This is a genomic window from Kribbella sp. NPDC051620 (assembly GCF_044453825.1).
Lineage (GTDB): Bacteria > Actinomycetota > Actinomycetes > Propionibacteriales > Kribbellaceae > Kribbella.
In genome coordinates, this window is sequence record NZ_JBITDB010000010.1 from 192,206 (window position 1) to 218,251 (window position 26,046).

The following is a 26,046-nucleotide window of genomic DNA, read 5'->3' on the forward strand; positions in this document are numbered from 1 at the left end:
GCCGAACAAGTGTTCGGACCTACTAGGGTCGTGGTGTGATCCGGTGGCGTGAAGGAATTGTGGGTGGGCTCGGGCGGGGTTGGGCCGGGGCGCAGGAGTTGACTGTGGTGGTCGGTGACCGGGATGTCCGGGCGCTGGCGTACCCGGAGCTCGTGGGCTCTCCTGTCGTGGGTGATCGGGTGCTGCTCAATGTGGGTGCTCTCGACCGAGGGCTGGGGACCGGTGGCTATGCGCTGGTCGTCGCTATCCCCGATCGGCTCCCAGCGGACCCGCCCGAGACTGGGCACCTGGTCAAGGCCCGCTACACGCCCCTGCAGTCCATGGTGTTGGGGGCCGACGAGCAGGACTCGCCCGACCATGCAGTACTACGGGATGCCGACGACCTCTTCGGTACGCCGGTCGTGGTGGCTGACCTGCATTCCGCGCTGCCCGCAGTACTGGCTGGGGTGTTCGAGGCACGACCCGGTACTCGCGTGGTCTACGTGATGACGGATGGAGGCGCGCTGCCGCTGGCGTTCTCGCGGACTGTCTCGGCGCTGCGGGATGCGGGCTGGCTTGGCGGGACTGTGACGGTCGGGCAGGCATATGGCGGCGACCGTGAGGCGGTGACTGTTCATACCGGGTTGCTGACCGCCGTGCACGTGCTGGCGGCTGAGGTGGTCGTGCTGACGCAGGGGCCGGGCAACCTCGGTACTGGTACTCGCTGGGGCTTCTCCGGAGTCCAGTCGGGCGAGGCGGTCAATGCGGTCGGCACGCTGGGCGGGCGGGCCGTGGCGTCGCTGCGCATCTCCGAGGCCGACCCGCGACCACGGCACCGGGGCATCTCGCACCACAGCCTCACGGCGTACGGGCGGGTGGCGCTGCAGCCGGCGGACGTCGTAGTACCGGACCTGGACGGAGAGTTCGGCGACGCCGTCAGGGACGCCGCCGAACCCCTCAAGGGTCGGCACCGGGTCGTACGGGTCTCAGTGGACGGCCTGTACGACGCCCTGGCCGCCTCCCCGGTCAAGCTGTCGACGATGGGCCGCGACCTCGACGCAGACCGCGCCTACTTCGAAGCAGCCGCCGCAGCCGGCCGCCACGCAGCCGGCCTGGTGGACACCCCGGTTTGAGAAACGCTCACTGGGTGGCGTAGGAGATCTCGTTGAGAATCGGGTAGGACGCCGTACAGAAGGCGCGCGAATGCTTCATGTCGGCGACCGCGATGATGTTGCCGTAGATCCTGACCTCACGACCGCCTATCCGCGACGACAGGCAGTACACCGTGGCCCGGTAATAGCCCTGGCCGGTCGCGCAGGTGACGTCGCCTCCCGGGTACGGCGCCCCCGCCACCTTGGTGAACGTGCAGTTTCCCACCGGCTGGAGGCCGGTACCTGCCGCTGTCGCCGTCGCGGGGGGCGATCGCGAGCGCCAGGACTCCGATCGCCGCGGCGGCGACCGCTTTGGTCTTGTTCATAGTCGAGTTCCTAACTTCTGGGACGAATATCAAGCGGGAATGAACAGCAGCCGGCTTTTGCAATAGATCGGGAATGCGGCGGTGCGCCACCGGCATCGCTTTCTGATGGGAATTCCGGAGGGTTTTTATTTCAATTCGACCCTAGGGGTGCCGCTGACCGGCCCGCAATGAATGCTGCAGGAACCTGCAGTCGTCTGCAGGTTGCTGCAGAATGCGCCGAACGGCCTCGGTTATCGGCGAGAGGGTGGACGTACCACCACCCGGAGCGGGGAGTCAGGACTCCTGAAACAGCAAGCCGCGGCGGCGAGAGTGGAGGCATGGCAACCACGCAGCGCGACCTGACGATCCACGACATCGTCCGGATGGAGCCGCCGGTACCGGTGCGGGCCGCGACGGCTGCGTGGTTCCTGGCGGTGGGCGCGGGTGTCGCCGAATCGGTCCTCGGCGTGATCGGCGCGCTCGACGGCTCGGTGGCGTGGCCGGCGCTGGTCGCTCAGGTCGCGTTCCGCGCCATCGTCTACGGCGGACTGTTCGTGGTGATCGACAAGTACTTCCGCCTCGGCCGCAACTGGTCCCGCCGGCTCTTGGCGGTCCTGCTCGGCGTGATCGGCATGGCGACCCTGATCGTCGGCCCGATCCAGTGGCTCCTGACCGACGGCGACTTCGGCACGATCGACGTCACCGCGGACTTTGTCGCCTTCGCGGTGATCCGCAGCATCCACGTCATGGCGGTCATCACCGGCGTCATCCTCATGTACCAGCCGGAGGCGAACCGCTGGTTCGAACGCTCCTGACGCAAAAGGATGGGGGTGGGGTGGTGGTACCGAAGTACCGCCGCCCCACCCCCATCACTGGGTTCAGAGTATTACTGCTGCTTCGGCGCCGGGAAGGCGTTGAGGATGTCGAGGACGGCGATGGCCGGGGGGCTGGTGACCTTGCCCTTGTCGTCCTTGCCCGGGGGGAGCTCGACCAGGACCCGGCTGCCGACGGGCACACCGGCGAGGCCGTCCAGGGCACCTGCCTGGCCGTTCGGTCCGGGGCCGACCTGGAGCTTCTCGGTCGGCAGGCCTGGCTGGGCCGGCGAGGTCTGGGTGGCCGGCTGCGGGTCCCAGGTACTGGCCTGCTTCTTGCCCGCGTAGTCGAACACGACGTAGCGACCGATCAGCTGGCTGCCCGGCGCGATCGGCTTGCCCTTGCCGGTGGCGATGATGACGGGTTTGCCCGGCTTGGCCGGAGCCTTGGTGCCCTTCGGCACGGTCACGGTCGGCGCGGCGTTCAGTTCGCCGGTGACCTTGAACGGCGTCGCCGGGGCGGCCACCGGGTCGGCGTCGAGCTTGGTGTCGCTGCCGGCCGCGCCGACCAGGTCGACGACGAAGATCAGGGTGTCGTCACCCTTGATGCCCGCATCCGGGTTGCCCTTGTCCTGGTAGCCCATGTCCGGCGGGATCGACAGCAGGATCCGGCTGCCGACCTTCTTGCCGACCAGCGCCTCGTCCCAGCCCTTGATGACGCCGCCGAGCCCGATCGGGAACGACGAGGGCGCGCCGCGGTCGTAGGAGTTGTCGAAGACCTTGCCGTCGCGCCAGATCTGGCCGAGGTAGTTCGCGGTGAGCAGCTCACCCTTCTTCACCTCGGGGCCGTCGCCCTCCTTGAGGACCTCGGTCTGCAGGGTCTTGTCCGGCTCCCCGTCCTTGTGGGTGACGGTCGGCTTCTTGCCGAACTCCTCGGTGGCCTTGATCCCGATCTTGCCGAAGTCGCCCCCGGACCCGGCTTTGGAATCATCGGAGCCGCAGGCGGCCAGGGAGGTCCCCAGCGCCAGCACCGCGACCAGACTCAACAACTTGCGCACGAACGAGCACCTCGAAATCTCACGGCACGGCCCTGCCGTCGGCGGGCCCGCCTGGATATACGGCCAGATGAACTCGCCCACCCTAGCCTGCGCGGACAAGCCACAGACCAGGCACCTCAGTCACCGTTCGATCACATCACGCAGCGTCGCGAACCGCCGTACAGCAGACTCCCAGCAGGCTCACAGGCCGCTCACATACTGGCGATCAGCTTCTCCACGCGCTCGTCGTGCTCCCCACCACAGCTTTTTCTTTCACATGCTCGCGATGAGCTTCTCGACTCGCTCGTCGTGGCTCTTGAACGGGTCCTTGCACAGTACGGTCCGTTGGGCCTGGTCGTTGAGCTTCAGGTGCACCCAGTCGACGGTGAAGTCACGGCGGCGCTCCTGCGCCCGCTTGATGAACTCACCGCGCAACCGCGCCCGGGTCGTCTGCGGCGGTACCGACTTGGCCTCGAAGACCCGCAGGTCGTCGACCACCCGGGTGACCGCGCCCTTGCGCTCGAGCAGGTAGTACAGGCCGCGCGGCCGGTGGATGTCGTGGTACGCCAGGTCGAGCTGGGCGACCCGCGGGCTGGCCAGGCCGAGGTTGTTCTGCTGGCGGTACCGCTCGATCAGCCGGTACTTGATCACCCAGTCGATCTCGCGCTCGATCCCGGACAGGTCGCCGGACTCGATCGCCTTGAGGCAGCGCTCCCACAGGTTCAGCGCCCGCTCCACGGCCGGCGTGCCGAGCTCGCGGCGGTCGACGAAGTCGCGGGCCTTGGTCAGGTACTCGCCCTGGATGTCGAGCGCGCTCGCCTCGCGGCCGTTGGCCAGCCGGACCTCGCGCCGCCCGGTCATGTCGTGGCTGATCTCGCGGATCGCCCGGATCGGGTTGTCCAGGGTGAGGTCGCGCATCACGATGCCGGCCTCGATCATCCGCAGCACCAGGTCGGTACTGGCGACCTTGAGCAGCATCGTGGTCTCGGACATGTTCGAGTCGCCGACGATCACGTGCAGCCGGCGGAACCGCTCGGCGTCCGCGTGCGGCTCGTCGCGGGTGTTGATGATCGGGCGGGACCGGGTGGTCGCGCTGGAGACGCCCTCCCAGATGTGCTCGGCCCGCTGGCTCACGGAGTACACCGCGCCGCGGGGCGTCTGCAGCACCTTGCCGGCGCCGCAGATCAGCTGCCGGGTGACCAGGAACGGGATCAGCACGTCGGCCAGCTTGGCGAAGTCGCCGTGCCGGCTGACCAGGTAGTTCTCGTGGCAGCCGTAGCTGTTGCCGGCCGAGTCGGTGTTGTTCTTGAACAGGTAGACGTCGCCGAAGATGCCCTCGTCGTGCAGCCGCTTCTGCGCGTCGACGAGCAGCCCCTCGAGGATCCGCTCCCCTGCCTTGTCGTGCGCGATCAGGTCGGTGACCGAGTCGCACTCGCCGGTCGCGTACTCCGGGTGGGAGCCCACGTCGAGGTAGAGCCGCGCCCCGTTGCGGAGGAAGACGTTGCTGCTCCGCCCCCAGGACACGACGCGCCGAAACAAGTACCGGGCCACCTCATCGGGGGTCAGTCGGCGCTGACCGCGAAAAGTGCAGGTGACTCCGTACTCGTTCTCCAGACCGAAGATTCGCCGGTTCACAGTCCCCACCCTACGACCCCGTTCCGACAATCGGGTCGAGTCTCAGGCGCGCCGTCACCGCTTCGTTGCCCCGCAATCTTTGCGCGGTCGCGGAACGTGAGCGCTCCGGGCCGTCAGAGGTCGACGAGGTCGAGGAGCTGGCCCAGTTCCTTGGCGTCCAGTTCGCGGAGTTCGCCGGTGTGGAGGTTGCCGCGGCGGACGGGGCCGATCGCGGTGCGGGTGAGGCGCTTGACCGGGTGGCCGATGGCGTCGAACATCCGGCGGACGATCCGGTTCCGGCCCTCGTGCAGCGTCATCTGGATCAGCGTGCGGCCCTTGACGCTGGTCATCTCGCGGACGGTATCGGCCTGGGCGAAGCCGTCGTCGAGGGTGAGGCCGTCGGTGAGGCGGCGCAGTACCTGCGGTTTGACGTTGCCCTCCACCTCGGCGACGTACGTCTTGGAGACCTCGTACGACGGGTGCGCGAGGCGGTGCGCGAACTCCCCGTGGTTGGTGAGCAGCAGCAGGCCCTCGGTGTCGGTGTCGAGCCGGCCGATGTGGAACAACCGCTCGGGGCGGTCGTGGACGTAGTCGGCGACGCACGGGCGGCCTTGCGGGTCGGACATCGTGGTGACGACGCCGCGCGGCTTGTTGAGGACGAGGTAGACGTGCGCGGTGATCGGCGGAATCCGTACGCCGTCCACGCGGATCACCGAGACGGCCGGGTCGACCCGGGTACCGAACTCGGTCACCACCTGGCCGTCCACCTCGACCCGGCGCTGCTCGATCAGGATCTCCGAACCCCGCCGGCTCGCGATCCCCGCCTGCGCCAGCGCCTTCTGCAACCGGATCCCCGACTCCCCGCTCTCGCCGGCGCCGTCACCCTGATCGTGCTCGTCAGTCATTCAGCCCACTCTTGCTCTCGCCTGCACCCAAACCGGGCCCACCAACAGTCTCGTCCCCCACCCCGACCCGTCCCGACCCAGCCCCCTCGACACCGTCAATCGACCCAGCTACCCCGGCCTCGCCGTCAGCCTCACTCTGGGCGGCGTCGGCTCCGTCGGTCACCTGCACTTCGTCGGCACCGTCGCCTCCGTCAGCCTGCTCATCGTCGAACTCGTCGCTCCCCCCAGGCTCGATCGCCTCGGCGTCGTCACCATCGCCGGTCAGCTCGTCCGCGGACCCGCTCTGCTCAACACCAACGTCGGCCGGCTCGTCGTCGCCAGAGTCCGCTTCGTCGTCGGTCGACCCGGCTTCGTCGGCTGGTTCGTCGTCTGCAGACGCCGCTCCGTTGACGGGGGCGGCCTCGTCAGTCGCCTCGCCGTGCTCGACCTGGTCAGACGCGGCTTCTTCGATCGGCTCGGATTCGGCGGCCGGATCGGAGTCGGCTGGGGCGTCGTCCGGGTCTTCGTCGGGGTCGGTGTCTGCGTCGGTGGGGAGGGGGGTGGGTGGGGCGAGGTCATTCTCGAGGGGGGTGTTGTCGTCTTCTGAGGTGGTGGGGGCGTCTTCGGAGGGGGTGTCGGTGGAGGCGGCTGACTGGGCGGCCATTTCCTCCTCCATGTCGTCCATCTCAGGGAGGTACGGGGCTAGCTCGGGGAGGTCGTCGAGGGACTGCATGCCCATGCGTTCGAGGAAGTACGAGGTGGTGCGGTACAGCGTGGACTGGGACTCGGTGTCGGGGCCGGCCTCCTCGAGCAGGCCGCGGCTGATCAGGGTGCGCATGACGCCGTCGACGTTGACGCCGCGGATGGCGGAGACGCGCGCCCGGCTGACCGGTTGCTTGTACGCGACCACCGCCAGCGTCTCGAGCGCTGCCTGCGTGAGCCGCGCCTGCTGACCCTCCAGCACGTAGCCCTCGACGTACTGCGCGGTGTCCTCCCGCGTGTAGTACCGCCACCCGCCACCGACCTCGCGCAGGTCGAACCCACGCCCCTGCTCGGTGTACTCCTCCGACAGCCCGACCAGCGCCGCCGCCACATCCGCGACCGTACGCCCGACCGTCTTCGCCATCGCCAGCACCGGCAACGGCTCGTCCGACACCATCAGAATCGCTTCCAGCGCCCGCCGCATGGTGACGTCATCGATGGCATCCTCCCCCACCACCACGTCATCCAGCACCTCGTCGAGCAGCGCCCCCACATCCCCCTCAACAGGCACCCCCTCAGCGGCGAGAGCCTCGGCCGGTACTTCGTCCGCGGTCGGGAACTCGGTGCTGGTGCCCGAGTCCAGGGCGTCCCCCGCGCCGGGTTCAGCCGGGGTGGACTCCCCTTCGCGGGGTTCGCCCCCTGCTACGCCAGTGGGCGAACCATCACCGGAGGAGTCCACCCCACCAGCGGAAGGCGTCTCGGCCGGTACGTCGGCTGTGGCGGCGTCGGCGGGGTCCTGGAGGTCGGTCGGGGTCTGGTTGTCGGTCACTGGTCCACCGTCTCGTGCTCCTCCGGCCCGGATCCGGGCTCGGTCTCGGGCTGGTGCTCGTCCACGTGCTCCGAGCGGGCGTCATCGCCGGCTCCGGACTCGGGCTCGTCTGGCTCGGTGAGTTCTTCGCCGGGTTCCAGGAAGTCGGTTTCGTCGGGGACGACCGGGGCTTCGCCGTCCTCGTCGGCCGGTGCCGGTACCTCGTCGAACTCGTCGCCGACGGCGATGTCGCCCTCGTCGGTACCGGTCCACACGATCGTCAGCTCCCCGAGCGGCGTCTCCTGGTCGAACGTCACCGCCGCCTCGCGGAACAACTCCAGCAGCGCCAGGAACCGGCATACCGTCGTCACCGTGTCCGGCGAATCCGCCACCAGCGACCGGAACGTAGTACTCCGCTCCCGCCGCAACCGATCGATGATCACCGCCGCCTGCTCGCGCACCGTCACCGCCGGTGCGTGCAAGTGCGCCAGCGACACACCCTCCGGTACTACGGCCGCCTTCGGCGCCAGCGCCCGTGCAGCCAACGCCGCCAACCCGGCGGGGTCCACCCCGAGCAGCACCTCCGGCAGCAGATCGGCGAACCGTGCCTCCATCCCCACCGCCCGAGGAAAGCGCTTGGCCTCCTCCGCCATCCGCGACTGCATCAACGCCGCGATCTGCTTGAACGCCCGGTACTGCAACAGCCGCGCGAACAGCAGATCCCGCGCCTCCAGCAGCGCCAGGTCCTCCGCGTCCTCGACATCCCCCTGCGGCAGCAACCGGGCCGCCTTGAGATCCAGCAGCGTCGCCGCGATCAGCAGGAACTCCGACGCCTGGTCCAGGTCCCACTCCGAGCCCAGCGCCTTGATGTGCGCGATGAACTCGTCCGTGATCACCGACAACGCGATCTCGGTGATGTCGAGCTTGTGCTTGCTGATCAACTGCAGCAGCAGGTCGAACGGCCCCTCGAAGTTCACCAGGTGAACGTTGAAGCCGGTACCGGACTCCACTACCGGTGACTCCGGGTCAGGCACCCCCGGCAGGTCGATCGGTGGCTCCGCGGACTCCACTGGCGGCGTGGAGGCCTCGGGAGCCACGGCGTCACTCATCGCCGGCTCACTCCGGAGCCGCGGCCCGGAGCCGCTGCACCAGCACGGAGTCGGGTCCGTGGTCGACGAAATCGGCCAGCAGCACGTCGATCGCCTCCCGGACGATCCGGCCGCGGTCGGCGGTCAACCCGTGCTCGGCCCGCAACGCGAGCCGTGTCTGTTCTAGTCCGAGCAGCTCTTCCTCCGTCACATACACGGTGATCTTCGTGTCGTGCCGGATCCGTCCACTGGACTTGCGGTCCTCGACCACGGCCGTTCGGCCGCGTCCGTTCGGACCGGGGCGGTCGTCGGCCAGCGACGATCCGTCAGTGGTGGTGCGCTTCTCGGGTCTGGTCTGCTTGGGTGCCGCACCCCCGAAGAGTTCACTGGCACCTGGCAGGCTTACCCGGCGGGACAACGCGCGAGCACCTCCTTGGCAAGGTCGCGGTACTGGGTAGCCGCAGATGAGGACGGCGCGTACGTCGTGATCGGTTCGCCGACGACCGTGGTCTCGGGGAACTTGACGGTACGCCGGATGACGGTGTGGAAGACCCGCTCGTCGAAGGCCTGGACGACCCGGTCGAGCACCTCCCGGGCGTGCGTGGTGCGGCCGTCGAACATGGTGCCGAGGATGCCGACGATCTCCAGCTTCGGGTTCAGCCGGTCCTGCACCTTGCCGATCGTGTCGGTCAGCATCGCCAGTCCGCGGAGCGCGAAGAACTCGCACTCGAGCGGTACGACGATGCCGTTCGACGCGGTCAGCGCGTTCACGGTGAGCAGGCCCAGCGACGGCGCGCAGTCGATCAGGATCACGTCGTACAGCGGGATGATCGGCTCCAGCACCCGCGACAGCGTGTACTCCCGGGCGACCTCCTGGACCAGTTGCACCTCGGCCGCGGACAGGTCGATGTTGGCCGGCAGCAGGTCGAGGTTCGGCACCTTGGTGGCCTGGATCACCTCGTCCGGGGTGATGTCGCGCTGCATCAGCAGGTTGTAGACCGAGATCTCCAGGTCATGCGGCTGGACGCCGAGGCCGATCGAGGCCGAGCCCTGCGGGTCGAAGTCGATCAGCAGCACCTTGCGCCCGGTCTCGGCGATCGCGGCGCCCAGGTTGATGGTCGTCGTGGTCTTGCCGACGCCACCCTTCTGGTTGCACATCGCGATCACCTGCGCGGGGCCGCGCCGGGTCGGCGGCAGGACGTCCGGCAGGTCGGGCAGCGGCCGTCCGGTCGGCCCGATCTTGCCCCTCGCGCCGTTCGCGTCATTCACAGGGTGCATGTCCTCCGCGGTGAGCTTGGCCGTCGGCCGGGGCATCTCCGCATAGTTGCTGGGTGGTGTGACGGTCCGGGCCGGCACCGGGGCGGGTACCTGAGCAGGTGTCACGGGGGGCGTGGCGGGCGCCGGGTCAGGAGTCGACGACATCGGTTCCGTCGACGACGACAGGTGCTGGGTGCCCGGGAATGTCGACTCGTTCATGACTCGTCAAACCTTTCAACCGATACGGGCGATCCCAGCGACTGTAAGCGTGCATTCAAGCACTCTCAACCAGCCACTCCGCAGCGGGGTCGGCCGACCTTCCAGGCAGGGTCGATCACTCCGCCAGAGTGACCGACCGTGACGGAATGATCGCACACCGCCGCCAAGTTCCGTGCATGGGGGTCGTCAGTGATCACCCAGCCAGTCGAGCACGACGGTGGTGAGCACCCCAGGCGCAGCCAGATGAACGTCGTGCCCGACGTTCTCGAGCTCAAGCAGCCGGCTTCGCGGGATGGCATCGGCCAGCTCTCGGACAGCTGCGAGCGGACAGTACGGGTCGCTGGAGCCGATGACCAGCAGTACCGCGCAGGTAATCGCACTGGCCAGGGACAGGCTGATGTCGCCACCAGCAGCGACGATGTCCCGCAGTGCTCCACCCCAACCGGCCGCCATCTCCCGTGCCCGGTACGGACCGTAGGCCTCGGCCAGGTACGCGGCCAGGGGCAGCAGGCGCTCAGTCGGCTCGTCCAGCAGCCGCATCAGCGGGCCGAACCCTTCGACCGGCTCCACGACCCGGCCGGCGGCTCCCCAGGCGACCACCGACAGTGCCCGATCCGGTGCGAGCGCAGCCGTCAGCAGTGCCGTCTCCCCGCCGTCACTGAAGCCGACCAGGTGCGCGGCACCTACCCCGAGTTGGTCGAGCAGTGCGAGGTACGCCCGAGCGTCCTGGGAGTAGAAGTCGGCGCTGTAGGTCCGGGGCTCCGAGCGGCCGCAGCCGGGTAGGTCGGCCGCGATGACCCGAAACCCGTCGCCTAGCGCCTGTCGGAGCGGGTTGAGGTCGGTGATGCTGCCACCCCAGCCAGGGAGCAGCAGGACGGCATCACCTTGGCCGTGGTCTTCGTAGTACACGACTGAGTTTCTCAGTTAAGAGGACGACAGGGCCCTGGGGTGGGAGGTTGCGTAGACCTCGCGGAGTTTGTCGACAGTGACCAGGGTGTAGACCTGCGTGGTGGTGACGGACGCATGGCCGAGCAGCTCCTGCACTACCCGTACGTCGGCGCCGCCGTCCAGCAGATGCGTTGCGAAGGAGTGGCGCAACGTGTGCGGCGAGATGTCCTTGGCGATCCCGGCCCGCTCCGCTGCGCGACGTAGTACGGTCCAGGCGCTCTGGCGGGACAGGCGACCGCCGCGGGCGTTGAGGAACAGCGCATGCGACCCACGGCCCCGCTGCACGAGGTCTGGCCGCCCACGGACCTGGTACGCCGAAATCGCATCGCGGGCATAACGCCCTACCGGTACGACCCGCTCCTTGCTGCCCTTGCCCCGCAGCAGCACTGCCCCGGTCTCGAGATCGACCTCATCCACATCCAGCCCGACAGCCTCCGAGATACGCGCACCGGTCCCGTACAGGAACTCCAGCAGCGCGGCGTCCCGCGTAGCCAGCACTGCGGGCTCCGCCTCCGCCCCTGCCGCAGCAGCGAGGATGCGAGTCACCTCATCCACCGACAGCGCCTTGGGCAACCGCTGCGGAGGAGCAGGTGGCTTCACTGCAGCCGCCGGGTCGACAGCGGTCAGCCCCTCGCGCAGCAGGAACTTGTGGAAGCCACGGACGGCCACGACGGTCCGCCCGGCACTTGAGGCGGTCAGTGGCGGGTTGTCGGCGTCCCCTTCGCGCAGGCGCATCAGGAACTCGCTGATGACCGCCTCGGAGATCCGGCCGAGGCTGTCGATCTCCACCCCCGCCAGGTAGGCGTCGTACCGGCGCAGGTCGCGGCGGTACGACGCCAGGGTGTTGGCGGCCAGCCCGCGCTCGACCGTCAAGTGGTCGAGGTACGAGCTGACCGCACGGGTGATCTCCCGGCTCAGACGAGCACCTCGTCGAGCTTGAGCTGCGGCAGGTCATGCGCGTCGGCGACCGGGCCGTAGGTGACATGGCCGTCGTGCGTGTTGAGTCCGAGCGCAAGGCTGTGGTCGGCCTTGAGAGCCTCCCGCCAGCCCAGGTTGGCCAGGTCCACGGCGTACGGCAGCGTCACGTTGGTGAGCGCGTACGTCGAAGTGTTCGGCACTGCGCCCGGCATGTTCGCCACGCAGTAGAACAGCGAGTTGTGCACCTTGTAGACCGGGTCGGCGTGGGTGGTCGGGTGCGAGTCCTCGAAGCAGCCGCCCTGGTCGATCGCGATGTCGACGAGCACACTGCCCGGCTTCATCCGCGACACCAGCTCGTTGCTGACCAGCTTCGGCGCCTTGGCTCCGGTGACCAGCACGGCCCCGATCACCAGGTCGGCCTGGAGGACTGCCTTCTCGATCTCGAACGCGTTCGACGCGACCGTGCGCAGGTGGCCCTGGTAGGTCGTGTCCGCGTCCCGCAGCCGCTGGATGTTGCGGTCGAACAGCTGCACCTCGGCCTGCATGCCGAGCGCGATCGCCGCCGCGTTCATGCCCGCGACGCCGGCGCCGATGATGACGACCCGGGCCGCGTGCACGCCGGAGACACCACCCATCAGGACGCCGCGGCCGCCACCGTTGGCCATCAGGTGGTACGAGCCGGCCTGCGGCGCCAACCGGCCGGCTACCTCGCTCATCGGGGCCAGCAGCGGCAGTGAGCCGTCAGGGAGCTGAACCGTCTCATAGGCGATCGCGGTGGTCCCGGACTCGAGCAGCGCGGCCGTGGTCTCGCGGCTGGCGGCCAGGTGCAGGTAGGTGAACAGCACCTGCTCCTTGCGCATCCGGTGGTACTCCTCCGCCACCGGTTCCTTGACCTTCAGCACCAGCTCGGCCTCGGCCCAGACGTCGTCGGCGGTGGGGACGATCTGGGCGCCCGCCGCGACGAATTCCTCATCGGGGAGCAGCGAACCGCTACCGGCCCCCCGCTCGATCAGAACCTCGTGCCCGTTGCGCACGAACTCGTGCACCCCGGCCGGGGTGATCGCCACCCGGTACTCGTGGTTCTTGACTTCCTTCGGTACTCCGACCTTCACAACTTGCCCTTCTTCCGTATCCAGGTGACGGCTCGGGTGGTTGCGTCCGAGTCGCCGGCGGCCCACCTCGCTGTGGTCCGCGGCCCGGGCGTTTCGAGGGGTTGGGAACGCCAGGTCGCTGCCGAGTGTAAGCCCGCCAGGTTCATACCACTCGACCGGATGGTCTTAGTGATAGACGACGCGCGGCGGTCGTCCGTGGCAGTCCGGTTAAATCTTTACCGGGCTCTTTCGAACCCCTGGTTTTCTTAACCCGTTCAGCTACTTCCCGGTACCCGATCGGGAAACCCGTAGGCTTGCCTGTGCCATCGTTGCCAGGTGAGGAGATCCAGGCTGGAACGACGGCCCGCCCGCTGTCGCCTGTGTTGAGACGTACTGACGAGAGGAGCACGACGTGGCGGTCGATCTGGGACGGTTCGGGGTCTGGCACCAAGCACACAAGTGGGGACCCGAGCTCGCCGCTGGGGTCGAGCAGGCGGGCTACGGCACGCTCTGGCTCGGTGGCTCCCCGACGGAGGACCTGCGGGACGCCGAGGTGCTGCTCGCCTCCACCACCGACGCGGTGGTCGGCACCAGCATCGTGAACATGTGGAAGGCGGACCCGGCCGTGCTGGCGGAGTCCTACCACCGGCTCGAGGGCGAGCACCCCGGGCGGTTCGTGCTAGGCGTCGGGATCGGGCACCGCGAGCACACCGGCGAGTACAAGACGCCGTACGAGACCATCGTCGACTACCTGGACGCGCTGGACGACGGCAAGGTCCCCACGGACCGCCGGATGCTGGCGGCCCTCGGCCCGCGGGTGCTGAAGCTGTCGGCCGAGCGGACGGCCGGTGCCTTGCCGTACCTGACCACTCCTGAGCACACCCGGCAGGCCCGCCAAACGCTCGGCGCCGGCGTACTGCTCGCGCCGGAGCAGAAGGTGGTGCTGGAGACCGACGAAGACCTCGCCCGAGCAGTTGCGCGCGACTACCTGGCGTCGTACCTCAAGCTGAGCAACTACACGAGCAACCTGAAGCGGCTCGGGTTCAGCGACCACGACCTGGCCGACGGCGGCAGCGACGACCTGGTCGACGCCTTGGTGCTGCACGGGACCGCAGTGGAGATCGCCGAAGGCCTCAAGGCGCACCTGGACGCCGGGGCCGACCAGGTCGTCATCCAGCAACTAGGCAAGGAAGGCCCTGACCTCCTGCCGGGCTACGAGGCGCTGGCGACCGTCCTGGTCTAGGGCACTAACGCAGGGTGAAGTCGGCGAAGTCGAAGCCGGGCGAGACGATGCAGGAGACCAGTACGGGCTGATCTCCTGCCGGCCGCGCAGCTTGCCAAGCACCCGCCGGTACTACGACCTGCGGGTGCTGGGCGGCCTTCACATCCGGCCCGAGCGTGATCGGGTCCGGCTGGCCCGGGTCCTCACCGGTACCGCCGAGCTCCAGCGTCAGCGGCCCACCGCTGTGCCAGAGCCAGATCTCAGCCGACCGCACCCGGTGCCAGCGCGACTCCTCCCCCGGTACCAGCAGGAAGTAGATGGCCGTGGCGCTGGCCCGCTCGCCGTCGTACCCGTCGGGCTGGAAGGACACCTCCGACCGCCACGTCTCCCGGAACCACCCACCCTCCGGATGCCGCTCCAACCCCAGTACCTCAGCCAGTTCCGGTCTATCGAGTGACATGCCCCGACCGTAGCCTCCGGGTATGAACGAGTACCCGACCGACTACCACCGCCGACTCCCGTACGGCGAACGCGTGTCAGCCGACCCCGTGCTGGGCGGCCCGTTCTTCCCCTTCGAGGGCGACCTCCAGGTCGTACCGCTGGCCGAGCCGGTACTGCCTGAGCCACCCCGCGCAGGCGAGCCGGGCGCCGGCCCCTGTCCGACCTGCGCCGACCCGGAGAAGGATGCGATCTGGGCGGATCACCAGTGGGTGTTGAAGGCCTTCCAGCCCAGCGGACTGCCGATGGTGGCCCTGCTGGTCCCCCGAGAGCACCTTCGACTGGATGAACTTCCCGACGAGCTGACGGCGACCCTCGGCCCGATGATCCAGCGGACCGCCGGCGCCATCCGCCGGATCCCCGGAGTCGGCCGCACCCACTTCAACCGCTGGGGCGACGGCAGCGAGCACTTCCACATCTGGTTCCTGGCCAGGCCACTCGGCATGATGCAACTGCGCGGCGCGATGATCGCCGCCTGGGACGACCTGCTCCCACCGATCCCGGCCGAGGAGTTCGCCACCAACGCCCGCACGGTGGCAACCGCCCTCGCCGAACGATCCGGCGAACCACTCGGGAAAGGCCTCGGCGCATGATCAACGGAGCGCACCTCATCATCTACAGCCAGGACGCCGAGGCCGACCGCGCCTTCCTGCGCGACGTGCTCGGCTATCCGCACGTCGACGCCGGCCACGGCTGGCTGATCTTCAAGCTGCCGCCGGCCGAGGTCGCCGTGCATCCCACCGCCGACCGGGAGTCGCACGAGTTGTTCCTGATGTGCGACGACCTCACCGCGACCATCGCCGAGTTGACGTCTCGCGGCGTCGAGTTCCCGGACCCGCCGGAGGAGGCGCGCTGGGGCATCCTCACCACGATCCGCCTGCCCGGCGGCGGCAACCTCGGCCTGTACCAGCCCCACCACGAGCCCGCCTACGACCTCTGAGCCCCGGTAGCGCGCTCTGATCCGGGGGTAGCGCTCCGGGGTCGGGGAGTTGCGGATCGTGCGTGATCTCTTGACGGTGGTCGGTGGCTCGGGTATTTCTTGCTGACAACGATGTCACGCCGCCCGTGAATCGACGTCGAAGGTGGGGAACCCTTGAACAAGTCCGCCCTGCGCCGCCGCGCGTCCGTAGTACTGGCTGGGTCTTTGATCGCAGCCGTCTCGCTGACAACCTCAGCACTCGCCGGGCCCAGTCCGGCACCACCAAGTCCAGGCTCCGGCAAGTCGCCTCAACCGACCACTGCCACGCCGGACACCACTCCACCCGGTCAGCGCGCGCTCCAGGCCACCGGGACGTCGCGGATCACCACCAGTTCCGTGGACCCGACAGACCACGTTGACCCGCTCATCGGCACGACCAACGCGGGCAACGTCTTCCCTGGTGCAGTGACTCCGCAGGGGATGTTCTCCTTCAGCCCGGAGACGACCAGGGGCAACGCATACCGCACAGCAGCGCCCGGTGGTTACCTGTACTCCGCCACGAAGATCCGCGGCTTCAGCCTGACCCACATGTCGGGTACTGGGTGCGCCGGCGGCTCCGGCGACATCCCGATCTTCCCGTACGCCGGTGAGGTCACCACCTCCCCCCAGGCGGACCCGACGGACGCCACCTACGCCAGCACGTTCTCCCACGCCAATGAAGTCGCCAAGCCCGGCTACTACAAGGTCGGGCTCGACTCCGGCGTCACCACCGAGCTGGCGGCGACACCGCGCACAGGCTCGGCCAAGTTCACCTTCCCGGCCGACAAGGCCGCGTCGCTGCTCTTCCGGACCTCCAACTCCGAGGTAGGCAGCAGTGACGCCCAGATCTCGATCGACCCGGCCACCCGGACCATCACCGGCTCGGTGACCGCCGGCAACTTCTGCGGCTACCTGGCCTCGGTCGGACGGCGCAGCTACTACACGCTGCACTTCGTAGCCCAGTTCGACCAGCCCTTCGCCAAGACGGGCACCTGGAAGGACACCACGGTCAGCCCGGGCAGCACGAGCGCCCAGGGCGGTACGACGTACGGGCCGGACGGCTGGATGCCCGCCAACAAGGGCTCCGGCGGGTACGTCGGCTTCGACGCCAAGACGGTCAACATGCGCATCGGCATCTCCTACGTGAGCAAGGAGAACGCGCAGGCCAACCTGACTGCGGAGAACCCGACCGGCACGTCCCTGGAGGTCACTGCGGCTCAGGCGAAGCAGGCCTGGCGCGACCAGCTCAACAAGATCCAGGTCGACGGCGGAACCCCAGCGGCGCGCACTACCTTCTACACCGCGCTGTACCACGCACTGCTGCACCCGAACCTGTTCAGCGACGTCAACGGCGAGTACTGGGGCTTCGACCAGCAGAAGCACCGGGTCAAGGGAGTACAGGAAGCGCAGTACGCGACCTTCTCCGGCTGGGACGTCTACCGGTCGCAGGTACAACTGCTGACTCTCATCGAGCCGCGCAAGGCCGGGGACATCGCCCAGTCGCTGCTCAACCAGGCCGACCAGAACGGTGGCATCTGGGACCGCTGGACGCACGCCTCCGGCAGTACTTCGGTAATGACAGGTGACCCGGCCGCTCCGGCAGTGGCCGGCATCTACGCCTTCGGTGGTACCAACTTCGACGCCCGCGACGCCCTGAAGTCGCTGGTGAAGGCTGCGACCGTACCGACCGCCAAGGATCTCAGCTCCGCAGGCAAGCCGGTGATGTCGATCGGCCAGCGCCCGTCGCTCGACAAGTACCTGGCCCTGCACTACATCCCCACCAAGTCGAACGCCTGGGGTGGCGCCGTCGAGACGCTCGAGGACACCACTGCTGACTTCGCGATCGCGCAGCTGGCGCTGAAGACCAATGACAGCAAGACATACGACAAGTTCCTCAAACGGTCGCAGTACTGGCAGAACGTGTTCAACCCGGAGAACGGCGGCTACATCCAGAACCGCGACGAGAACGGCGCCTGGCCGGGCTTCGAGCCGGCGACGGGTGACGGGTTCGCCGAGGGCAGCAGCGCGCAGTACACGTGGATGATCCCGCACAACCGCGCCGGGCTGTTCGACGCGATGGGCGGGCAGGCCAAGGCCAGCCAGCGCCTGGACGCGTTCTTCAAGGATCCGAACGGCAACTGGGCCCTGACCCACTCGGGCGACCTGCACGCCGAGATGGACAACGAGCCGTCGATCAACACGCCCTGGATCTACAACTACACAGGACAGCCGTACAAGACGCAGGAGACGCTGCGGCAGGCGATGACCCAGTTGTGGAACACCACCACCGGCGGCATCCCCGGCAACGACGACCTCGGCGCCATGTCGTCCTGGTACGTATGGACGGCGCTCGGCCTCTACCCCGACGTACCGAGCCGCGCGGACCTGCAGGTGGGCGCACCGACGTTCACGCACGCGATCATCCACCGCGACCACGGCAAGTCGATCGAGATCACCGCACCCGAGGCGCCGGCGCAGTACGTCCAGAGCCTGAGCGTGAACGGCCAGAACTCGAGCAAGGCGTGGCTGGACGAGGACTTCGTCAAGCACGGCGGCACACTCGACTTCCACCTCGGTACTACGCCCAACATCGTGTGGGGTAGCGCCGCCAAGGACGCCCCGCGCTCATGGCGTACTGGTGAGATCCCGTTCCAGACCTCTACCGACACCAGCCGGGTAGTGGTCGCTCCTGGATCCACCAGTGGCCCAGTAGCCATCACTGCCCACCGACTGAACGGCAATGCGACCAGCGTCAAGTACACGGTGACAACGCCGGCCGGGCTCACCGCTTCACCTGCAAGTGGCACCTTCACTGTGGACCCGGCCAGCGGCGTAGGTAGTGCCCCAGTGACCATCTCAGCAGCCCCTGGTACTCCGGACGGCCGCTACTCGGTCACTGTGGCCCTTCAAGCAGCAGACGGCACGGCCCTGCCCCGGCTGGGCTTCACCGTCGTCGTTGGGCAGCCGAACTCCTTCTCCGTACTCCGGGAAGGTGTAGCGGTCTCCGATGACGCTGGCGACCACAACGAGGCCGACTACGACGGTGGTGGCGTCAGCTACTCCCGCCAGGCTCTTGCCGCGGCCGGACTCGTCCCGGGCGCCACTGTCACCAAGCAGGGCCTGACGTTCACCTGGCCCGGAGTAGCCCCTGGTGATCCCGACAACGTGCCTGCTGATGGGCAACTGCTCAACCTGAGTGTCCCCGCGGGCGCTACCACGCTGTCCTTCGTCGGCAGCGCGGTGAACGGCAACCAGCAGACGACCGCCACTCTCACCTACTCCGACGGCAGCAGCGCACCGATCGACCTGTCGTTCAGCGACTGGACTCTCGGCGGCGGCGGCGACACGATCCACTACGGCAACCTGATCGTCGCCACCACGCCGTACCGCAACGAGGCAGGCGGCGGCAAGGACAACGTGACCACGCACATCTTCGCCACCGCGCCGTTCACCTTCCCGGCAGGCAAGACACCGGTTAGCGTGACGCTGCCGAAGAACCGCGACCTGCGGATCTTCACGCTGGCCACCGGCTGATCCCGAACGCCCTGAAGGAGAACGATCGATGAGAGCCACCAGAATCATGGCTTGCGCGGCGCTGACCGTCGCCGGCCTGGTAGCACCGGCCGGTACTGCGCTCGCGCAGCCCGCAGCGGCTACCGAGGCCCAGGCCCCAGCCGCCGCTCCCGCGACGACCACCAGCGGTCCTTGCGGGTACACGGCGACGCCGGACGACCCGTCGCCGCGACCGGTCTCGCTGCCGCCGGACCCGACTCCCACACCGGCCAAGGGCATCGTCAAGGTGCTGCTGGCCACCAATCAGGGCCCGATGCTGCTGTCGCTGGACCGGGCCAAGGCACCCTGTACGGTCCAGAGCTTCTTGCACCTGGCCAAGAGCCGCTTCTACGACTTCACCACCTGCCACCGCCTCACCCTGTACGACACCCTCAAGGTGCTCCAGTGCGGCGACCCCACCGGCACCGGTGAGCGCGGCCCCGGTTACTCGTACAAGGACGAGCTCCCGACCGACCTACCGCCCTGGCCGGGCGACACCACCGGCACCCGCAAGGTCTACGCCCGCGGCACCCTGGCGATGGCCAACGCCGGCCCGAACACCAACGGCAGCCAGTTCTTCCTGGTCTTCGCCGACTCCCGCCTGCGCCCCGACTACACGGTCTTCGGCTCAGTAGACCGCCTAGGTCTCAAGGCCCTCGACCGAGTAGCCGCCGCCGGCGTCAAGCCCACCCCGGAAGACCCAGCCCCAGTAGACGGCACCCCCAACCGCAAAACCAACATCCTGCGAGCCCTGCGCCTGAGCTTCTGACAGCAACTACCGAACGCGGCCGCCGGGCTCTTCCCGGCGGCCGCGTTCTATTTGACCGACAGGGTGGGCGCGAGCGCCTGGAGGAAGTCCTCGGGGTGGAAGATCGTGCCGGCTGAGGCGACGCCGGTGGTGCGGGTGTGGCCGGTCAGGATGCGGTGGACTGCTTCTACTGCCAGGGGTGCGGTGACGGCGTAGATGTCTTGCCCAGTGGCCGTCAGGCGTCGCTCGGTGTCACCCCCGCGGACCAGTACGTCCACTACGAAGGTCTGGTCCGAGCGGCCCTGGGCGTCGGCTGGTACGGGTTCTGGCGTGTCTTCGTCGGACAGGTCCTTCGCTGCCTCTACCGACATGTAGGTGCGGACTTCTGGGATCGGTAGGTGGCTGGGGACCGTTACTACGTCGGCCATGGTGAACTCGGCGATCACCTGGCGCGGGCCTAGCGGCTCTGGGAAGTTCCAGGCCTCCTGGACCGGCTGGTCATCGTGGTACTGGAGTTGGCCGTCGCTGAAGCGGACTCGGCGGCCGGCGCGGCGGTCGTGGGATACCGCGCCTGCGCTGCGGGTGCCGGGGGTGGGGTGCCAACTGGTGAGGCCGTAGGCGATGTGGGCTTCGTCAGCGGTGGTCCAGTCGCCCATGGCTGCCGACACAAGCAGGTCGCCGAGGCCGCCGTAGAAGGCCATCGCCGGTACCACCGCCACACCCGCCTGCCGAGCCTGCTCGGAGTAGTTGGCGAACATGTCCGCGTTCGCCTCGATCTCGGCCGCGACATCGACGTACGGGATGCCTGCCCGCAACGCGGCCTCGACCACTGGCCCGGCTGTCACCGCGAAGGGTCCGGCCGCGTTGATGACTGCCGCGGCCCCCGCCAGCGCCCGATCCAGCGACTCCGGGTCATCCGCCGTCGCCGGGCGCACGTCCAGTCCGTCGTACTCCTTGGCCAGTACTTCGAGCCGCCCGGCGTCACGTCCGGAGAGGATCGGGACGAAGCCGCGCTGGACCAGCTCCGCGACGATGAAGCGGCCGGTGTGCCCGGTCGCGCCGTAGACAACCACTGTGTTCTGCATGTCTCTACTCTCACCTCCGCCGAACACTTTGGGTGAGAGTCCGAAACGACATCATGCGTACACTTTCGGACATGCACACGATCGCGATCGCGACGGCCGGGCAGCTGCTGCATTTCGAGCTCGCAGTGGCCTACGAGATCTTCCGGACGCCACCCGAGGAGCTGCCACGCGAGCACTGGTACGACGTACTGCTCTGCGGCCCCAGCCCTGTCGACATCGGGCCGTTCACGCTCGCCCCGGAGTACGGGCTGGAGCGACTGGCCACCGCTGACACTGTGCTGGTGCCGGCCTGCGCAGACGTCGACGTACCGCCACCAGCCGAGCTGGTCGACGCCATCCGCGCAGCCCACGACGCCGGTGCCCGGATCGCGTCCCTGTGCACCGGAGCGTTCGCGCTCGGCGCTGCCGGTCTACTGGACGGCCGACGCGCCACTACCCACTGGGCGCATACAGCAGAGCTCACTGCTCGCCACCCCGAGGCCACTGTCGACCCAGACGTGCTCTACACCGACAACGGCAGCGTCCTCACCGCAGCAGGCAAGGCAGCCGCAGTCGACCTCTGCATCCACCTGATCCACCTGGACCACGGCGCCATCATCGCCAACACAGTCGCCCGCCGCCTGGTCATGCCACCCCACCGCCCCGGCGGCCAAGCGCAGTTCGTCGCCACCCCCATGCAACCGTCCGGCGACCACCACCTGGCCGGCGTACTCGCCTGGGCCCAGCAACGCCTGGACCAGCCCCTAGCCGTCACAGACCTGGCCAAACAAGCCAACATGAGCACCCGCAACCTGGCCCGCCAGTTCCAAGCAGTCACCGGCCAAACCCCACTCCAATGGCTCCTCACCCAACGAGTCCGCCGAGCCCAGCAACTCCTCGAATCCACCACCCACAGCATCGACACCGTAGCCACCGCCACCGGCATGGGCACCGCCACAACCCTCCGCCGCCAATTCAAACGCCTGGTAGGAGTCCCACCCGACACCTACCGCCGCACCTTCCAAACCAATTCCCATAACTGAACAGACGCGCCGTGCCGCCTTGCCTTCATTCGGCACCCGCACGACGATGGCCTCTTGGGCTGGGTGCCGTGGCAGGGGGAATTGATGGTGGGGGCCGAAACAACAACACTGGACAAGCCTGAATCGTGGCGATCCAGAGCCGGAGGTATGGCCAAGAAGATCGCCAAGGACCCGGCCGGCTACACGTCCCTGATCTGCCTGCTGCTGGGGATCGTGATGGCCGGTGTTCCGGTACCCAAGAGCCTTGCCGAGCCGATCGACGCGGTCGCGTACTCCATCGTGGCCGCCGCGCTGTTCTCGATCCTCTACCAGTTCTGGGCCAACGGGGCGCTGGTTTCGCTGATCAGCGAAACCGTCGAGAGATCGGGCATCGAATCGGCGAAGCAGGTCGCCGAACTGCACAGCGCGCACTGGCCGCTGGAGATATTCCCACCCGGCTCGGCGCCGAATCCGATATTCAACAAGCACATCGACACCGCGCTCGCCAGCGCCGTTCGCTACGACTTCCGCGGGCAGAGCGGAAAACATCTCGCCAATCGGCTGAACCAGACACCGCCCAACCGCCTGCGTTATGTGCGAATCATCATCGAGGACTCGACGATCGAGGACGTGATGCGCGTTCGCGTCGAGGAGAAGAGGCACACCGATCCGGCCCGGTACAAGAACAGCACCGACGAGGCCCTGGAGAAGATCGTCCGCGGGGACATGCGGGACAGCCTGATCGGCTTGTTCCTGGCCCGGACCCACTACGAGGAGATCTGCATCGTCTATGCGCCGCGGCCCACCGACATCCGGGTGGAGATCGTCAGCGGCCAGAGCGTGTTCGTCAGCCCGTACCTGCGCAACCGCCCGGACGGATTCAGGTATCCGGAGGTTCTTCGCTACGACCACCAGTCGATGCCGGCTCAACTGTGGGTTCTGGAGTTCGATCGCGAGTTCTCGATCCTCGGCCGGACCGGCGTCCTGAAACTGACTCCGGCGACCGGCGCCCAGGTTCTGCACAAGCATCTCCGGTCCAAGGGCTGGCTCGATTCCATCGAGGAGCTACGCGGCAGAATCGACGATGCGCGCCAGAATCTGTCCTAGGATTACGTCGCCGCGGAATCAATCGGAGAAGCATCAGAGATGAATCGAAACACCCCAGGCCTCGAGGAAATGATCGCCGCCCTCGCCCAGTTCGACGCCACCGCCGAAACGTGGCGATCCCAGGTCGAGATCATCCTCGACGGCCTGACCGACCCGCGGGAACTGATCAAGAGCCACATGCGTGGCTGGAGTGCGCCGGAACGCGCGGACATGGAGTGGCGTTCCCATGTCACCGCCACGCACTACAAATGGCTGTTGCACCGCGATCCGGCCGGCTTCACCTTGTGGCTGCACGACTACAAGCCGTCGGACGAGCGAGGTTTCGGATACGCCGAAGTACCGCACAACCATCGGTACGACCTGTGCTCCCGGGTGTTGCGCGGCGGATTCACCAACCAAGAGCACGACGTGTCCGAAGAGGTCGCGTATCTCAGGTCCAAGAATTCGCTTGCGGTCGGCGATCTGCTGTCGCTCGATCACGAGACAGTGCATTCCCTGGCAGACATCCTGCCGGGCACCAAGACGCTCCTGGTCGAGGGCCCACGGAAGCGGACCTGGAGCACCTCGTACCCGGTCGGCGGATCGTCTCGGCGCCATGTGGACTTCGAGGGCCGGTTCGACGGCCTTCAAGAGTCCCTCTGATTCCGCGGGTTACTTCTGAGCGTCCTTGGCGGGCCAGGGGGCGTTGGCTGGGCGGAGGGTTTCGAAGCCGGGGCCGTTGAGGGCTGACCAGGCGGCTAGGGCGCCCATGATGAGCATGGGGTTGTGGAGGTCGCCGGCCAGGACTGCGGCTACTACGTCGACCAGGGGGGCCAGGACCGTTTCCATGTCGGCTTCTTCGTGGATTCTGGTGTATGCCTCGTCGGCGGCGGACAGGTCGCGGGCCAGGAAGATGCGGGCGGCCTCGGTGGTCATGCCGGGTGAGGTGAAGGCGTCGACCAGGACTCGCCACTCGGCGGCCTTGGTGGCGGTTTCCTCCCAGAGTTCGCGTTGCGCGCCGAGGTGGTAGTCCTCGCCGGTCACGTCGAGCAGGCCGGCGGGTGGTTCGAGCAGGCGGTAGCCGACCGGATGCCGGTACTGCCGAACCAGCAGCATCCGGTTCTGCGGATCCAGGGCGACGACGCCGACCGCACCCGGGTGCACCACGACGTCGCGGACGAAGGAGTCGCCGCCCGCCGGCGGGGTCACCTCGTCCTGGCGGACGGAGATCACCCGCCCGGTGGTGTGGACAGTCTCCGAGGACGCCACCGGCCAGGCCTCGCGGCTGTCCGCGAGGCCCGCGCCGAAGCGGAGTACAGGGTGGTCGGTCACGCCTTGGCCGTCTCTACAACTGCGGGCTTGGTGGCTTTGGACTTGGGGGTGGCCTTATTGGTCAGGTCCTCGACCGGGAGGCGGGATTCGCGTTGGCGGACGAGGGCTGCGGAGATCAGGCCGGAGAAGAGGGGGTGGGGCTTGGTGGGGCGGGAGCGGAGTTCGGGGTGGGCCTGGGTGGCGACGAAGTACGGGTGCTTCGCCCGGTCCAGCTCGATGAACTCGACCAGCTCGTGGTCAGGCGACAGGCCACTGAAGACCAGCCCGGCGGTCTCGAGCTTGTCGCGGTAAGCGTTGTTTACCTCGTAGCGGTGCCGGTGCCGCTCCTGGATCGACGGAGCGCCGTACAGACCGCGGACGATCGAACCCTCGGACAGGTTCGCCGGGTAGAGGCCGAGCCGCATCGTGCCGCCCAGATCGCCGGTGCCGGCGACGATGTGCTTCTGCTCCTCCATCGTCGCGATGACCGGCTGCTCCGCGTCGGGGTCGAACTCCGTCGAGTTCGCCTCGGTCAGGCCGGCCAGGTCGCGGGCCACCTCGATCACCATGCACTGCAGGCCGAGGCAGAGCCCGAGGATCGGTACGCCATGCTCGCGGGCATACCGGATCGCGCCGATCTTGCCCTCGATCCCCCGGACGCCGAAACCACCCGGGATACAGACCGCGTCCACGTCACCGAGCAGCCGCGCGGCACCCTCGGGAGTGGCGCACTCGTCGGAGGGGACCCAGCGCAGGTTGACCTTGGCGTCGTTGTCGAAACCGCCGGCCCGCAGCGCCTCGGCGACCGACAGGTACGCGTCGGGAAGGTCGATGTACTTGCCGACCAACGCGACCGTGACCTGGTCGGCGGGGTTGTGCACGACCTTCAGCAGCTCGTCCCAGCGGGTCCAGTCGACGTCGCGGAACGGCAGGTTGAGGCGGCGGACGACGAACGCGTCCAGCCCCTCGGAGTGCAGCACCTTGGGGATGTCGTAGATGCTCGGCGCATCCGCCGCGGCCACCACGGCCTCGACGTCGACGTCGCACATCAGCGAGATCTTGCGCTTGACGCTGTCCGGGATCGGCCGGTCGGCCCGGCAGACGATCGCGTCCGGCTGGATACCGATCGAGCGCAGCGCCGCGACCGAGTGCTGGGTCGGCTTGGTCTTCAGCTCGCCGGCCGGCGCCATGTAGGGCACCAGCGAGATGTGCAGGAAGAACACGTTGTCACGGCCGACGTCGTGCCGGACCTGGCGTGCGGCCTCGAGGAACGGCAGCGACTCGATGTCGCCGACGGTGCCGCCGATCTCGTGCAGCACCACGTCCACATCGGCGCCGGCCATCGCCAGCATCCGTTCCTTGATCTCGTTGGTGATGTGCGGGATCACCTGGACGGTGTCGCCCAGGTACTCGCCGCGGCGTTCCTTCGCGATCACCGACGAGTAGACCTGGCCGGTGGTGACGTTGGCGACCTGGGACAGGTCCCGGTCGAGGAACCGCTCGTAGTGCCCGATGTCCAGGTCGGTCTCGGCGCCGTCGTTGGTGACGAACACCTCGCCGTGCTGGAACGGGTTCATCGTGCCGGGATCCACATTGAGATAGGGATCCAGCTTCTGCATGGTCACCCGGATGCCCCGTGCCGTCAGCAGGCTGCCGAGGCTTGACGCTGTCAGCCCCTTGCCGAGACTGGAGGCGACGCCACCGGTGACGAATACGTGCTTGGTCTGCTGCCCGAACGAAGCTCTGTCCACGGGCTTTAAGGCTACCTCGTG

General features: G+C 68.0%; 25 protein-coding genes. 10 read left to right on the forward strand and 15 right to left on the reverse strand.

Annotated features, from left to right (window positions below; all coding sequences use genetic code 11):
* Window positions 1-35 precede the first annotated feature (35 nt).
* On the forward strand, window positions 36-1,112 hold the full coding sequence (locus tag ACIA12_RS38880; protein ID WP_396372473.1) for a DUF3866 family protein: 1,077 nt from the start codon (window positions 36-38) through the stop codon (window positions 1,110-1,112).
* A gap of 7 nt (window positions 1,113-1,119) precedes the next feature.
* Here ACIA12_RS38880 and ACIA12_RS38885 read toward each other — a convergent pair whose 3' ends face one another.
* Window positions 1,120-1,356, reverse strand: a complete 237-nt coding sequence (locus tag ACIA12_RS38885) for a hypothetical protein (protein WP_396372474.1) — start codon at window positions 1,354-1,356, stop codon at window positions 1,120-1,122.
* Between the two features lie 417 nt (window positions 1,357-1,773).
* Here ACIA12_RS38885 and ACIA12_RS38890 point away from each other — a divergent pair, with 417 nt between their 5' ends.
* The gene (locus ACIA12_RS38890) at window positions 1,774-2,250 is read left to right on the forward strand and encodes a hypothetical protein (protein WP_396372475.1); all 477 of its coding nucleotides are present in this window, start codon (window positions 1,774-1,776) and stop codon (window positions 2,248-2,250) included.
* A 71-nt stretch (window positions 2,251-2,321) separates the two neighbouring features.
* Here ACIA12_RS38890 and ACIA12_RS38895 read toward each other — a convergent pair whose 3' ends face one another.
* The 10 genes from ACIA12_RS38895 to ald all read right to left on the reverse strand — a co-directional run bounded on the left by ACIA12_RS38895 (window position 2,322) and on the right by ald (window position 12,834).
* A complete protein-coding gene (locus ACIA12_RS38895) occupies window positions 2,322-3,305 on the reverse strand; it encodes an FKBP-type peptidyl-prolyl cis-trans isomerase (RefSeq protein ID WP_396372476.1) in 984 nt (327 codons plus the stop codon).
* A 252-nt stretch (window positions 3,306-3,557) separates the two neighbouring features.
* Window positions 3,558-4,919 (reverse strand): Pup--protein ligase, encoded by a 1,362-nt coding sequence (gene pafA, locus ACIA12_RS38900; protein ID WP_020386528.1) that lies wholly within the window; start codon window positions 4,917-4,919, stop codon window positions 3,558-3,560.
* Between the two features lie 113 nt (window positions 4,920-5,032).
* On the reverse strand, window positions 5,033-5,803 hold the full coding sequence (locus ACIA12_RS38905; RefSeq protein ID WP_328327009.1) for a pseudouridine synthase: 771 nt from the start codon (window positions 5,801-5,803) through the stop codon (window positions 5,033-5,035).
* Window positions 5,796-7,313: an SMC-Scp complex subunit ScpB gene (gene scpB / locus ACIA12_RS38910; protein ID WP_396372477.1), complete on the reverse strand. Its 1,518-nt coding sequence runs from the start codon at window positions 7,311-7,313 to the stop codon at window positions 5,796-5,798. Before scpB ends, ACIA12_RS38905 begins: the two co-directional genes overlap by 8 nt.
* Window positions 7,310-8,401 (reverse strand): segregation/condensation protein A, encoded by a 1,092-nt coding sequence (locus tag ACIA12_RS38915; protein ID WP_396372478.1) that lies wholly within the window; start codon window positions 8,399-8,401, stop codon window positions 7,310-7,312. Before ACIA12_RS38915 ends, scpB begins: the two co-directional genes overlap by 4 nt.
* A 7-nt stretch (window positions 8,402-8,408) precedes the next feature.
* The gene (locus ACIA12_RS38920) at window positions 8,409-8,798 is read right to left on the reverse strand and encodes a hypothetical protein (RefSeq protein WP_164599735.1); all 390 of its coding nucleotides are present in this window, start codon (window positions 8,796-8,798) and stop codon (window positions 8,409-8,411) included.
* Window positions 8,783-9,856, reverse strand: a complete 1,074-nt coding sequence (locus ACIA12_RS38925) for a ParA family protein (RefSeq protein ID WP_396372479.1) — start codon at window positions 9,854-9,856, stop codon at window positions 8,783-8,785. Before ACIA12_RS38925 ends, ACIA12_RS38920 begins: the two co-directional genes overlap by 16 nt.
* A 186-nt stretch (window positions 9,857-10,042) precedes the next feature.
* Entirely contained in the window at window positions 10,043-10,765 is a 723-nt protein-coding gene (locus ACIA12_RS38930) for an alpha/beta fold hydrolase (RefSeq protein WP_396372480.1), read from the reverse strand.
* A gap of 15 nt (window positions 10,766-10,780) precedes the next feature.
* Entirely contained in the window at window positions 10,781-11,722 is a 942-nt protein-coding gene (gene xerD, locus ACIA12_RS38935; RefSeq protein WP_396372512.1) for a site-specific tyrosine recombinase XerD, read from the reverse strand.
* A complete protein-coding gene (gene ald, locus ACIA12_RS38940; protein WP_396372481.1) occupies window positions 11,719-12,834 on the reverse strand; it encodes an alanine dehydrogenase in 1,116 nt (371 codons plus the stop codon). The genes xerD and ald overlap by 4 nt, the downstream gene beginning before the upstream one ends.
* A gap of 391 nt (window positions 12,835-13,225) precedes the next feature.
* Between ald and ACIA12_RS38945 the strand changes: the two genes are divergently transcribed.
* Window positions 13,226-14,056 (forward strand): LLM class F420-dependent oxidoreductase, encoded by an 831-nt coding sequence (locus ACIA12_RS38945; RefSeq protein WP_396372482.1) that lies wholly within the window; start codon window positions 13,226-13,228, stop codon window positions 14,054-14,056.
* Between the two features lie 4 nt (window positions 14,057-14,060).
* On the opposite strand, the gene ACIA12_RS38950 is transcribed toward ACIA12_RS38945, so the two are convergent.
* Window positions 14,061-14,495 carry a cupin domain-containing protein gene (locus tag ACIA12_RS38950; protein ID WP_396372483.1) on the reverse strand — a complete coding sequence of 145 codons (435 nt, stop codon included), beginning with the start codon at window positions 14,493-14,495 and terminating at the stop codon, window positions 14,061-14,063.
* A 22-nt stretch (window positions 14,496-14,517) separates the two neighbouring features.
* Here ACIA12_RS38950 and ACIA12_RS38955 point away from each other — a divergent pair, with 22 nt between their 5' ends.
* The 4 genes from ACIA12_RS38955 to ACIA12_RS38970 all read left to right on the forward strand — a co-directional run bounded on the left by ACIA12_RS38955 (window position 14,518) and on the right by ACIA12_RS38970 (window position 19,812).
* Entirely contained in the window at window positions 14,518-15,126 is a 609-nt protein-coding gene (locus tag ACIA12_RS38955) for a hypothetical protein (RefSeq protein ID WP_396372484.1), read from the forward strand.
* The gene (locus ACIA12_RS38960) at window positions 15,123-15,473 is read left to right on the forward strand and encodes a VOC family protein (protein ID WP_396372485.1); all 351 of its coding nucleotides are present in this window, start codon (window positions 15,123-15,125) and stop codon (window positions 15,471-15,473) included. The genes ACIA12_RS38955 and ACIA12_RS38960 overlap by 4 nt, the downstream gene beginning before the upstream one ends.
* Before the next feature lie 153 nt (window positions 15,474-15,626).
* Window positions 15,627-19,025, forward strand: coding sequence for a GH92 family glycosyl hydrolase (locus ACIA12_RS38965; RefSeq protein ID WP_396372486.1), 3,399 nt, complete (start codon window positions 15,627-15,629; stop codon window positions 19,023-19,025).
* A 28-nt stretch (window positions 19,026-19,053) separates the two neighbouring features.
* Window positions 19,054-19,812, forward strand: coding sequence for a peptidylprolyl isomerase (locus ACIA12_RS38970; RefSeq protein WP_396372487.1), 759 nt, complete (start codon window positions 19,054-19,056; stop codon window positions 19,810-19,812).
* Between the two features lie 47 nt (window positions 19,813-19,859).
* On the opposite strand, the gene ACIA12_RS38975 is transcribed toward ACIA12_RS38970, so the two are convergent.
* Window positions 19,860-20,876, reverse strand: coding sequence for a saccharopine dehydrogenase family protein (locus ACIA12_RS38975; protein WP_396372488.1), 1,017 nt, complete (start codon window positions 20,874-20,876; stop codon window positions 19,860-19,862).
* 71 nt (window positions 20,877-20,947) lie between these two features.
* Between ACIA12_RS38975 and ACIA12_RS38980 the strand changes: the two genes are divergently transcribed.
* From ACIA12_RS38980 to ACIA12_RS38990, 3 genes are all read left to right on the forward strand, one after another.
* Entirely contained in the window at window positions 20,948-21,898 is a 951-nt protein-coding gene (locus ACIA12_RS38980; RefSeq protein WP_396372489.1) for a helix-turn-helix domain-containing protein, read from the forward strand.
* Window positions 21,899-22,045: 147 nt separating this feature from the next.
* Window positions 22,046-22,984, forward strand: coding sequence for a hypothetical protein (locus ACIA12_RS38985; RefSeq protein ID WP_396372490.1), 939 nt, complete (start codon window positions 22,046-22,048; stop codon window positions 22,982-22,984).
* A 39-nt stretch (window positions 22,985-23,023) separates the two neighbouring features.
* The gene (locus ACIA12_RS38990) at window positions 23,024-23,626 is read left to right on the forward strand and encodes a hypothetical protein (RefSeq protein WP_396372491.1); all 603 of its coding nucleotides are present in this window, start codon (window positions 23,024-23,026) and stop codon (window positions 23,624-23,626) included.
* 9 nt (window positions 23,627-23,635) lie between these two features.
* Here ACIA12_RS38990 and ACIA12_RS38995 read toward each other — a convergent pair whose 3' ends face one another.
* Both ACIA12_RS38995 and ACIA12_RS39000 read right to left on the reverse strand, forming a co-directional pair.
* Window positions 23,636-24,295, reverse strand: coding sequence for an NUDIX domain-containing protein (locus ACIA12_RS38995; protein ID WP_396372492.1), 660 nt, complete (start codon window positions 24,293-24,295; stop codon window positions 23,636-23,638).
* Window positions 24,292-26,025: a CTP synthase gene (locus ACIA12_RS39000; protein ID WP_396372493.1), complete on the reverse strand. Its 1,734-nt coding sequence runs from the start codon at window positions 26,023-26,025 to the stop codon at window positions 24,292-24,294. The genes ACIA12_RS38995 and ACIA12_RS39000 overlap by 4 nt, the downstream gene beginning before the upstream one ends.
* Window positions 26,026-26,046: the final 21 nt, after the last annotated feature.